Annotated in this window: 11 protein-coding genes and 1 riboswitch; of the genes, 6 read left to right on the forward strand and 5 right to left on the reverse strand. The window is 69.9% G+C overall.

The window, feature by feature from the left end:
• Positions 1–268 precede the first annotated feature (268 nt).
• The gene (locus EQG76_RS17005; RefSeq protein WP_159715587.1) at positions 269–700 is read left to right on the forward strand and encodes an NUDIX hydrolase; all 432 of its coding nucleotides are present in this window, start codon (positions 269–271) and stop codon (positions 698–700) included.
• A 37-nt stretch (positions 701–737) separates the two neighbouring features.
• Here the strand turns inward: EQG76_RS17005 and EQG76_RS17010 are convergent, their stop codons facing one another.
• The 4 genes from EQG76_RS17010 to EQG76_RS17025 all read right to left on the reverse strand — a co-directional run bounded on the left by EQG76_RS17010 (position 738) and on the right by EQG76_RS17025 (position 5050).
• On the reverse strand, positions 738–1160 hold the full coding sequence (locus EQG76_RS17010; protein WP_159715601.1) for a helix-turn-helix domain-containing protein: 423 nt from the start codon (positions 1158–1160) through the stop codon (positions 738–740).
• Between the two features lie 164 nt (positions 1161–1324).
• Positions 1325–1984, reverse strand: coding sequence for a helix-turn-helix transcriptional regulator (locus EQG76_RS17015; protein WP_159715589.1), 660 nt, complete (start codon positions 1982–1984; stop codon positions 1325–1327).
• A 96-nt stretch (positions 1985–2080) separates the two neighbouring features.
• Positions 2081–4411: a penicillin acylase family protein gene (locus EQG76_RS17020; RefSeq protein ID WP_159715591.1), complete on the reverse strand. Its 2331-nt coding sequence runs from the start codon at positions 4409–4411 to the stop codon at positions 2081–2083.
• A 3-nt stretch (positions 4412–4414) separates the two neighbouring features.
• Positions 4415–5050, reverse strand: coding sequence for an HAD family hydrolase (locus tag EQG76_RS17025; protein ID WP_159715593.1), 636 nt, complete (start codon positions 5048–5050; stop codon positions 4415–4417).
• A 138-nt stretch (positions 5051–5188) separates the two neighbouring features.
• Here EQG76_RS17025 and ddpX point away from each other — a divergent pair, with 138 nt between their 5' ends.
• From ddpX to EQG76_RS17040, 3 genes are all read left to right on the forward strand, one after another.
• Positions 5189–5743: a D-alanyl-D-alanine dipeptidase gene (gene ddpX / locus EQG76_RS17030; RefSeq protein WP_159715595.1), complete on the forward strand. Its 555-nt coding sequence runs from the start codon at positions 5189–5191 to the stop codon at positions 5741–5743.
• A gap of 90 nt (positions 5744–5833) precedes the next feature.
• A riboswitch (FMN riboswitch) is annotated at positions 5834–5995 on the forward strand.
• A 68-nt stretch (positions 5996–6063) separates the two neighbouring features.
• On the forward strand, positions 6064–6534 hold the full coding sequence (locus EQG76_RS17035) for a 6,7-dimethyl-8-ribityllumazine synthase (protein ID WP_159715597.1): 471 nt from the start codon (positions 6064–6066) through the stop codon (positions 6532–6534).
• Positions 6535–6603: 69 nt separating this feature from the next.
• Positions 6604–6960, forward strand: coding sequence for a YbaN family protein (locus EQG76_RS17040; RefSeq protein ID WP_159715598.1), 357 nt, complete (start codon positions 6604–6606; stop codon positions 6958–6960).
• Between the two features lie 13 nt (positions 6961–6973).
• On the opposite strand, the gene EQG76_RS17045 is transcribed toward EQG76_RS17040, so the two are convergent.
• Positions 6974–8074: an NAD(P)/FAD-dependent oxidoreductase gene (locus EQG76_RS17045; protein WP_159715599.1), complete on the reverse strand. Its 1101-nt coding sequence runs from the start codon at positions 8072–8074 to the stop codon at positions 6974–6976.
• Between the two features lie 206 nt (positions 8075–8280).
• Here EQG76_RS17045 and EQG76_RS17050 point away from each other — a divergent pair, with 206 nt between their 5' ends.
• Positions 8281–9657, forward strand: a complete 1377-nt coding sequence (locus EQG76_RS17050) for a sensor histidine kinase (RefSeq protein ID WP_159715600.1) — start codon at positions 8281–8283, stop codon at positions 9655–9657.
• A partial coding sequence (locus EQG76_RS17055; protein WP_200840874.1) for a sigma-54-dependent transcriptional regulator occupies positions 9654–10913 on the forward strand: 1260 nt, incomplete at its 3' end. The genes EQG76_RS17050 and EQG76_RS17055, both read left to right, overlap by 4 nt.

Raw genomic sequence — 10913 nt, forward strand, 5'->3', positions numbered from 1 at the left:
TCCTCGCCATCAGCCCTCCCGGCGGCGTCGGGCGACGGCACCCGCCGGCGGCCCGGGCGAGCCTGGGCAGGCGAGGATGCGCACCGGGGACGGTCGGCTGACAGGCAGGACAGGCGCGGACGTCACGAAGCACCCCTTTTCTCGCGCGGTCGATGATGGTGTCGGGCGCAGCCAAGTCAATCCGTAGCTCTGAGGTTGAGCCGGTGATCATAACGTTTCACAAAATGTTGTCATCCGAGTGCACACAAGTCCAGCGCCGGCAGGGTCGATGAGCGAGGCGCGGCGTGACTATCCCAACGGCCCGATTGTCGGCGTGGGCGTGGTGGTGCGGCACGAGGGGCGAGTGCTGCTGATCCGGCGCAGCAAGCCGCCGCGGGCGGGGCAGTGGAGCCTGCCGGGCGGGCGGCAGCATCTGGGTGAGACGGTCGAGGCGGCGGCTCGGCGCGAGGTCATGGAAGAGACTGCGCTGCCCTTGTCGAATTGCCGCCTGCTGACCACGGTCGACCTGATCGAGCATGATGCCGATGGTCAGGTGGCGTGGCACTACACGCTGATCGACTTCGTCGCCGATGCCGAGCACGACCGGGCGATCGCCGGCGACGATGCCGCCGAGGCCGCTTGGTTCACGCTGGAAGAGGCATTGGCGACGGTGAACTGGGAGGAGACCCGGCGCATCCTGCGCATGGCGATGGCCGAGTAAGGTCGGAGGCGGCCGACGAGCCGGCCGCTTGGGGGGCTCAGGCTTCCTCGCGCTCCGTGCCAGCCAGCACGCGGGCCAGGTTGCAGAGCGCGTCCTGGTGCTTGCGGCTCCCGATCGACGAGAAGTTGCGGGCCAGTTCCAGGAGCATGCGCTGCTGCGGCATCAGCTCCTTGTCCTTGGGCTTCGCGTTCTTGTCGGGCTCGACGTCCTCGAAGAAGTAGCTGATGTCGACACCCAGCGCCTGGGCGATCTGGAACAGCCGGCCGGCCGAGATCCGGTTGATGCCGGTCTCGTACTTGTGCGCCTGCTGGTAGGTGACGCCGATCAGCTCCGCCATCTGCTGCTGGGTCAGGCCCAGCATGATCCGGCGCTGGCGGATCCGCATCGAGACATAATGGTCGACGTCGAGTGCCCGGGACCGGCCGCCGGTACCACGAGAGACGACCTTGCTGGTGGCCATCTGATTCATGAAGTGAGATCTCCAGCCGCGTTCGAGACCCCCCGCAATCCGGTTCGTCTCGCGTCCCGATCGATTTCCATAAAATACCAGCTAATTTATGCGAAGCTAGTGCTTCTATAATTTCTCATCAACCATGATAGATGAGCTCTCAAGCCTCGGCAGCGTCACTCCTGGTGATCGCATCCGGCGCCAGTACGCCCAGGACGACTGGTGATCGCATCCGGCGCCAGTACGCCCAGGACGGGGCGGGCCTCCAAGGCCTCCACCGCGACCGCCACTTCACCCCCGGACAGGCACAGGAGCGGCAGGTCGGGCCGCGCGCCCGGCAGGAGGCGGCCCAGCACGTCCCGGCCATCGGCCAGCCGCACCAGCGCGTCGCGCCCGAGCGCCTGGTCCGGCCGCAGCGGCTCGGCTGCCACCAGCAGGAGGTCGCCCGGCCGGTAGCGTGCGCCGTGAACCCCATCCTCCAGAAGCCAGGCCCGGAGCCGGTCCGAGCGCAGCTCCAGGGGCAGGGCGGTCGCATCCAGCGGGCGGGCTAGCCCGCCCGGCCCGATGCGGCCGCCCTGGGCCAGGGTCGGCCGCTTCGGGCTCCGGCCGAACCATAAATATTCCGGGGTGGTGTCGAGCAGTTCCGCGATCCGGTCGACCACTTCCCTGGGCGGCGCGTACTCGTCGCGTTCGTAAGGCCCGATCGCGGTCGGATGCCGGTGGATCAGTCGGGCCAGTTCCACCTGGGACAGACCCTTCGTCATTCGGAGCGCCCGCAGCCGCGTGCCGAAACTGTCGCCCTTCATCCGGCCCACGCCCCGCTCTGCATCGTCCACCTCCGGTTCCAGGATATGGGGTCACGCTAGAGGAAGATACAGGAAAACTATATAACGCCCGAGTTGTTGAATTCCCTCGACACTCCGGATCGGCCATCACGGCACCAGCGAGAGCAGCTCGATGCGCTCGCTCGCTGGCAGGCGGATGCGGATGTCCCGCTCCCAGCGCCGGGCGCCGTCGCTGAACCAGCGCGACAGGGGATGGCCGCTCTGGCCGCCCGCGGTGACGATCCGGATGCCCTCCGGCTCCGCCAGGTCCGCCACCATGCGCAGGCTAGCCGCATGGGTGACGGTCCGCCGTACCAGGCTCGCATCCACCCGGGCGCCGGCCACGTCCACGCTGTAGGGATCGCCTGCCTTGGCGAGTTGCTGGCCGAACCAGGGACCTAGCAGCGGCATGTTGCCCAGCACCGCATGGGCCAGCTCGGCATGCTGCACCTGCCGGAGCGTCCAGGCCGACGGCCGGGCGTCGAACGCGTCCACCAGTGCCCGGTGCGCGTCCGCGAGCGCCAGCCCGGCCATGTGCGCGCAGCCCTCCACCGGCTCGGTTCGCCGGTCGTCGCACCAGCCCGGCCGATTGCGCAGCAGGTTGGCCAGGAAGGCGCCGCGCAGGCTACCCACCAGAGGTGCCGCCGGGCCCAGCTCGTCGGCACGTACCCGCCGGGCGAAATGTTCGGCCCAGGCCAGGAACAGGCCGGCCTGCCAGCTCTCCCCGGCCATCGTGCCGTCCCAGTCCGCCATGGCCGGCAGCAGTGCCGCCAGTTCCGGCGGAAGGCCGGTGGCACTCAGCAGGGTGGGCAGCAACTCGACCGCGAAGCCCGAACGGTGGTCGCGCTGGATGCGGATCAGGTCGTCCCCGTCCAGCACCGGCTCTGCCGCCAGCAGCGCGTCGATCCGCTGGCGCCGCCAGTCCGGCTCCCAGCTCGTGGCGACGAGGTGGGGATAGTCGTCGTCCACAACCCGGTCATTGCCGTTCGCGATGCTACCACTCGTGGGATCGATCCGGGCCGGCAACTCGTCCGGCGGGATCGTGCCGGTCCAGTCGAACCGGCCACTGGCACCGTCCACCGGCATGCTGCCATCGCCATCGCGACGCACCGGCACCGCGCCGGCCACGACCAAGCCGATCCCCCCGGCCGCATCGGCCAGCATGAAGTTCTGCACCGGGTTGCGGTAGTCGCGCAGGATCTGGCGCGCCTCGGCGACGCTCTGCGCATGGGGCAGGCGGAAGCCGGCCCGGATCGTCCGGTCGTCCGGGTCGAGCACGGTCCAGGCGAGGCTCACCACGCTGCCGGCCGGGTGCGGCACGTCCACCAGATCGGAGACTACCGGCCCGTGCCGGGTAGTGCGCACCGATAGGACTTGGTCGGCCTCGCCGGCCACGGCGATCCGCTCGCTGCGCACCGAGAAGGGCCGGCTGCCCTCGGGCGTCAGGTAGGCCGCAGGATCGGCCGGATCGAGCGTCTCGACGAACAGGTCCTGCACGTCGGCACCAGTCGTGGTCAGGCTCCAGGCGAGCTGCCGCGTCCGGCCGATCACCACGAACGGCAGGCCCGGCAAGGTGGCGCCGGTGACCGCTAGGCCCGGCGCCTCCAGATAGGCGAGGTACCAGACCCCGGGCGAACGCAGCTCCAGATGGGGATCGCCGGCCAGCAGCGCGCCGCCGCTCGCACTGCGCCCGGGCGCCACCGCGAAAGCGTTGGAGCCCGTGCCCGGACCGGGCGGTGCCGGCAGGGCCGCCGCCAGATCCGCCAGAAACCGGTCCGGCAGGTGGCTGCCCACGGTCTGCGGCAGGGCCATGCCCGGCCACAGGTCCTGGATCAGCTCGGGTTGCAGCACGCCAAGGAGCCGCTGGCGCAGGATCTCGGCGCTCATGTCGCCGTCCAGGGTCAGCGCCATCATCTTGACCCAGACCGCACTATCCGCCGCAGTCCACGGCTCAGGCCGGTGCCAGAAGATCCAGAACTCCGGGGGCAGGAGCCGGTTGCGGCCCTCGATCCAGTCGTTCACCCCCTGGACATAGGCATCGAGCAGCGCGCGCGTCGCCGGGTCCAGCCCGGCCACCGCCTGCTCGGCCGCCCGGTAGAGCCCCAGCACGCGCAGGTGCCGGTCGACGGGCAAGGCTGCCGGCCCCACCAGCTCGGCCAGCCGGCCCTGGCCGACACGGCGCTGGAACTCCATCTGCCAGAGCCGGTCCTGCGCCTGGACGAAGCCCAGGGCGCGATAGGCGTCCCGCTCGCTGGACGCCCGGATGTGCGGCACGCCGAAGCGGTCGCGCTCGATCGCCACCGGACCGTCCAGCCCGCCCAAGCGGTAGTTGCCGCCCGTGCGCGGCAACGAGCCGATGCCTATGGCCAGCACCAGCAGGATCGTCAGGAGGAGCAGCAGGGCGACGGTGCCGGCCAACAGGCGCAGCGACCGTCGCATCGCTCAGGCCGCCTTGGCCAGAAGATCCTGCCCGATCAGGAAGTCCCGCAGGGTGCCCGGGTCGGTGAAGCGATGGGCGATCCAGCCGCGCGCCGTGGCCGCTGCCACGTTGGCCGGATTGTCGTCGATGAACAGGAGCCGGTCCGGCGCCTTGCCGAGATCGGTCTCGACATGGGCGAAGATGCGCGGGTCCGGCTTGATCAGTCGCAATTCGCCAGAGACGTAGACCTTCGCGAACTGCTCGAAGAACGGGTAGCCCGGGTCGTGGCGTACCAGCGGCAGGGTCTCGACCGACCAGTTGGTCAGCGCCACCAGATGGGTGCCACGGGCCGCCAGCTCGTCCAGGATCTCGACCGTGCCGTGGATCGGGCCCTTGATCATCTCGATCCAGCGCGTCTTCCACGCACGTAGCGGGACGTCCAGATGCGGGTGGAGTGCCAGGAGCTCGGCAATGCCCTCGTCCATCGGCCGGCCGGCATCGAACTTCTCGTTCCACTCTCCGGTCGCCACGTCGGCCAGGAACCGCTCCATCGCGGCCGCGTCGTCGAACATGGTCCGGTAGAGATAGCGCGGGTTCCAGTCGATCAGCACGCCACCCAGGTCGAACACGACCGTCTTCTGGCTGTCATTTCTCGCCAAGCGCTTCGTCCCCGCATGATCGGACCGTCTCGCCGCTACGACCGGCCTGTGACTTCGGCAAGCGGCTTCTCGACGTCCATGCGACGGCACGGCATCTTGCGAAAGCCCCAGTCACCTTTGGACCACACCTGCCAGCCCATGCCGCTCGTCCCGATCGACCGTGCCCGCCATGAGGTCGAGATCGACCTGCGCTACGCCACGGAGCGCAACTTCACCGGAAGACCGGTCTATGCCCGCGCCCTGCCACTCCTGCACCAGGATGCTCTGGCGGCGCTGGAACGTGCCATCGCCCAGGCGAAGATGCTGGGTCTGCGGCTCAAGCTGTTCGACCTCTACCGGCCGCCCGAGGCGCAGTGGAAGCTCTGGGCGCACACGCCCGACCCGGAGTTCCTGGCCGTACCCTGGCGCGGCTCGCCGCATGGCCGGGGGGTGGCGGTCGACCTGACGCTCATGGACAGCGAGGGCAAAGAGCTCGACATGGGCACCGAGTTCGACGCCTTCACCCCGCGCTCCCACCATGGCGATGCCGGCATCTCACCCGAAGCGCAGCGCAACCGCCTGCTCCTCCTGGGGCTCATGACGGGCGCGGGCTTCGACTTCTACCGCTCCGAATGGTGGCACTACCAGTTGTTCGACGCCCGCGCCCGCTACCCGCTGATCGCCGACGGCGCCGCGGCACCCCGGATGATGTGACCCTCGGTGCATCATGGCTTGCCGGGGCGGGGCTTGCCATGGCGGGTTCCGCCGACCTATGGCTGCGGTACCCGCTTGAATGGAGGCGGGTGATGATCTCGGGGCGGGGTGGAAGTCCCCACCGGCGGTGATCGGATCGGTTGCGGCCGATCTGCGAGCCCGCGAGCGCCTTCCGTTCTTTGGCGGCAGGGTCAGCAGATTCCGGTGCGATCCCGGAGCCGACGGTCACAGTCCGGATGCAAGAGATCAGTGGCGAGCAGATGGATCCTTCGGATCCGGACGCCGGCCCTGCGTCTGCCCTGGTCGGTGCATCGGCAGCCATGGGAGCCGCGTTCGTGGACCAGTCCTCTTCCCGCTTCGCCTTCATCCAGTCCTGCTGGCACAAGGAGATCGTCGACCAGTGCCGCGACGGCTTCCTTGCGCGCATGGCCGATGGCGGGGTGCAAGCCGGCTGGATCGACCTGTTCGAGGTGCCGGGCGCCTTCGAGATCCCGCTCCATGCCAAGCTCCTGGCGAAGTCCGGTCGCTACCGGGCCGTGGTCGCGGCCGGCATGGTGGTGGATGGCGGCATCTACCGGCACGAGTTCGTCGCCCAGGCCGTGATCTCCGGGCTTATGCAGGTCCAACTCGAGACCCTGGTGCCGGTGCTCTCGGCCGTCCTCACCCCGCAGCAGTTCCACGAGCACGGCACCCACCACGACTTCTTCTTCCAGCACTTCCGCATCAAGGGGCGCGAGGTGGCCGAGGCCTGCCTGGGCGTCACTGCCGCCCTGGCGAAGCTGCCGGGCTGAGGCAGCGCTACGGCGCTTGAATCCCGCTGCGCGCGCGAGCAGGTTCGCCGTCCACGGCAAGGGCTTGCGATGCGGCGTGGCGGCTTTCTCGCGCTGGGCTACCTCATGGTCGGGCTGGGCTTCGTCGGGATCTTCCTGCCGGTCCTGCCGACCACCCCGTTCCTGATCCTGGCGGCCGGCTGCTTTGCCCGCTCCTCGCCCAGGCTGGAGACGTGGCTCCTGCAGCACCCGCGGTTCGGGCCGCTCCTGCGGCGGTGGCGCGAGCGCGGCGCCATTCCCCGGCGGGCCAAGCTCATGGCCTGCCTGGGCATGACGGCGGGCTTCGCCGTCTTCTGGTTCACCAGCCGCCCCGGCCTGCCGCTGGCGAGCCTGGTCGCCCTGCTGATGCTGACCGGGGCGGCCTACGTGCTGACCCGCCCGAGCTGAGCGGGCCAGCGTTTCAGGGCTGGAAGGGCGTGATCAGCGGCGAGGGCGGCTCGCCCAGCACTTGGTCCGCCAGGAGCCGTGCTGAGCCGGGTCCGAGCGTCAGGCCGCTCGGTCCCAGGCCGTTGCCGACGAACAGGCGGTCGATGCCAGGCAGCGCGCCCAGCAGCGGGTTGCCCGTCAGGCTCATCGGCCGAAAGCCGGTCCGGGTCTCGAGCAGGGTGGCGTTGGCCAGACCCGGGGCCACGCGCAGAGCCTGGCCCAGTACCTCGTGCAGCCCGCCGGCGGTCACACGATGGTCGAAGCCGGAGCCGGTCTCGCGGGTGGCACCCGCCACCACCCGGGAATCGTCGAAGGCCAGGAGGTAGTGGTCGGTGTCGGCCGGCAGCAGCACCGGCCAGGCGGAAGTGTCCACGCCCGGCAGGCGCAGATGCACGATCTGGCCGCGCTGGGATGCCACGGGCAGGTCCACGCCGAAAGGTGCCAGCAGCCGAGCGGCCCACGCGCCCGCGCAGATCACCACCGCATCCGCCTCGATCCGCTCGCCATCGGCGATGATCCCGACCGCCCGGCCACTCTCCACCAGGAGTTCCGCATGGCCGCGCCGCCAGCGGGCACCGTGCCGGGCCGAGGCCCGTTCCAGGGCAGAAGCCAGGAGCCGCCCGTCCAGCCGGGCAGCGCTGCTCACGTGCAGTGCTGAGAGCTGCCGGTCGACCGGCGGGAACAGTTCCTGCACCGTGTCCGGCGCCAGCCGCTCGATGGCGCCGATCTCGGGCGCGGTCTCGGCGCGGCGATGCACCAGCGCTTCGGCCCGATCCAGCACCGCCGGATCCGCCGAAAGCAGCAGGGCGCCGACCTTGCGGTAGCCGAGTTCGGTCTCGCCGTCCTCGGCAAGGGCCGGGACGAGCTCGGCGTAATAGGCGGCCGAGGCCCGTGCCAGCGCGTAATAGGCCGGATCGTGGTCCCTGCGGATCCAGGGGCAGATGATGCCGGCACCGGCCGAGGTCGCCCGGCCCAGGTCGGCACGCTCCACCAAGACGACGTCCGCACCCTTGCGGGCCAGGTGGTAGGCGGTGCCGGCACCCATGATGCCGCCGCCCACGACCGCGATCTTCATGCTGACAACTCCCGTCCGAGCCCGTCACGGCCGTGCCGTGCCTCGGTCCTCCGGCAGCGAACCTGCTGCAGCATAATGGGGTAGTGCCCGCGCGTCGCCGCGCCATGCGGGCGCGGAACATTGTCGCGCAGGCCAGGCTTACCGGCTAGATTGGCAGGATAGTTGGCGCGGAAACGCGTCGCCATTTTAAGTATTGTCGAGAGTTCATGATGTCCTCGGCAGCAGTCGGCGCAGGCAACGAGGCGCCCACGTTCAACCTCGTGCGCTGGTTCGGCCTGGTCAGCGCCTGCGCGATCATCGTGCTGGCCGGCATCGCCGCCTGGTCGATGCAGCGGTTCATGACGGAAAACATCCTGGCCCGCGATGCCGAGACCATGATGCTGTTCATCAACAGCATCGTGCAGGACGAGCAGGCCGAGGGCTATTTCCTGGGCGAGGCACCGGCCAGGGCCGACCGCCATGTCGGCGACTTCTATGCCCATCTGGGCAACATGCCGGGCGTGCTGCGGGCCAATGCCTACAATCTCGATCGGCAGGTCATCTGGTCGACCAACCCCAGCCTAGTCGGCCGGGTGGAGACCCACAATGTCGAGCTGGAGCGGGCGCTGGGCGGCCGGCCGGTGGTCGAGAGCGGCTATGCCGGCGCTCACGACAAGCCGGAGCATGCCAGCCTCGCGGAAAATGGCACGTTCTTCGTCGAGAACTATCTGCCAATCTGGTCGCGTTCCGGTGGGCCTAGGGCGATCGGGGTGGTCGAGGTGTACCGCACGCCGGAAGCCCTGGCCCATGCGATCCATCGCGGGCGGCAGATGGTGATCGCGGGCGCGATCGGCGCCGGTCTCGTGCTCTACTGCGCCCTGTTCTGGCTGATCGCCCGCGCGGCACGGCTGATCGAGGCCCAGCAGCGCGAGCTCATCGCGACCCGCACGCTGGCCGCATCCGGCGAGGTCGCTTCCGCCGTGGCGCATGGCTTGCGCAACCCGCTGGCGGCGATCCGCTCGGCCGCGGAACTCTCACTGGACGGCGATCCGGCGGAGCAGCAGCGGCTCCTGCGCGAGATCATCGCCGACACCGACCGGCTGGAAGAGTGGGTGCGTGAGTATCTGCACTATGCCCGGGCCGAGGCGGTCGAGCCGGAGCCGCTGCCCTTGGGGCCGGTCCTGGAGCGGTGCCTGGCGCAGATCGCGGCCCAGTGCCGCCAGCGCGGTATCGAGGTGGTCGCGTGCTTGTCGCCCGACCTGCCGCCCTGTCTGGCCGAGCCTCTGCTGCTCGGCCAGGCGGTGGCGAGCCTGCTCACCAATGCGGTGGAGGCGATGCCGGACGGCGGCCGGCTCTGCGTTGAGGCGCGGCTCAAGGGCGAGATCCACATCCTCGTGCGCGTCATGGACACTGGCCCCGGGATGAGCAGCTCAGAACTGCAGAGCGCGTTCCTGCCCTACTACAGCCGCAAGCCCGGCGGGCTCGGGCTGGGGCTGCCGCTCGCCCGGCAGATCGCCCAGCGCCTGGGCGGCAGCCTGGAACTCATGAGCCTGCCCGGACAGGGCACCGAGGCGCGTCTCTTGCTGCTGGGAGCCGGTTCGTGAACGGTGCCGCCATCCTGATCATCGATGACGAGGAGCGCCTCGCTCGCAACATGGCGAGCTATCTGGAGCGCGAGGGCCATGCCGTGCGCATGGCGTTCAGCGCCGAGCAGGGGCTGGCGGAGGTCGCCGATTTCCGACCCGATCTCGTGCTGCTCGACCTGCGGCTGCCGGGCATGGACGGGATAGAAGCGCTCCGGCGCTTCCGCGAGCTGGACCCGGACCTGCGCGTCGTGATGATGACGGCGCACGGCAACGTCCAGAACGCGGTCGACGCGCTGAAGGCGGGTGCCTACGACTATGTCACCAAGCCCTTGATCCTGCGCGACCTGAAGCGGCTGGTGGACAAGATCTCCAGCGACGACCGGATCGCCAGCACGCTCAGCTACTACCAGCATCGTGAGGCGCGCGGCAGCGGCCTGGACCAGATTGTCGGCGCCTCGTCGGCGGTGCTGCGGCTCAAGGCCGAGATCTCCCGGCTGGCCCAGGGCGAGCGGCAGATGGCAGGTGGGCTGCCGCCGCCGCCAGTCCTGGTGGTGGGGGAGACCGGCACCGGCAAGGAGCTGATCGCGCGAGCGATCCATTTCGAGGGACCGCGTGCCGCCGCACCCTTCATCGAGATCAACTGCGCAGCCCTGCCGGCCGCACTGATCGAGGACGAGCTGTTCGGCCACGAGCGCGGGGCCTTCACTGATGCCAAGGAGCGCAAGCTCGGCTTGGTGGAGGCGGCGGATGGCGGCACCCTGTTCCTGGACGAGATCGGCGACATGGACCTGTCGCTCCAGGCCAAGGTGCTGCGCCTGCTCGAGGACCGTCGGGTGCGCCGGCTGGGCGCGGTGCGCGACCGGGCGATCGATGTCCGGATCGTGGCGGCGACCAACCAGCCGCTGGAGGAGCTGGTGCGCGCCGGGCGGTTCCGCACCGACCTGTATTTCCGCCTGCGGATCGTGGCGCTGAGCGTGCCCAGCCTGCGCGAGCGTGGCAGCGACGTGCAGCTCCTCGCCCGCCACTTCCTGACCCAGGCCAAGGCCCGCTACCGCCGCCCGGAGCTGCATCTGAGCCCCCGGGCGGAGCAGGCGCTGGGCAGCCACCACTGGCCGGGCAATGTCCGCGAGCTGCGCAACGTGATGGAGCACGCGGCCCTGCTGGCGCCGGGCCCCGAGATCGGCCCGGATTTGCTGATCCTCTCCTCGCTCGGCAAGGAGGACGCCCGGGCCACACCGGCCGCCGCGGACGGGTCGATCGGCCTGCCCGAGGCC

Source organism: Geminicoccus flavidas (genome assembly GCF_009806515.1).
Classification (GTDB): domain Bacteria; phylum Pseudomonadota; class Alphaproteobacteria; order Geminicoccales; family Geminicoccaceae; genus Geminicoccus; species Geminicoccus flavidus.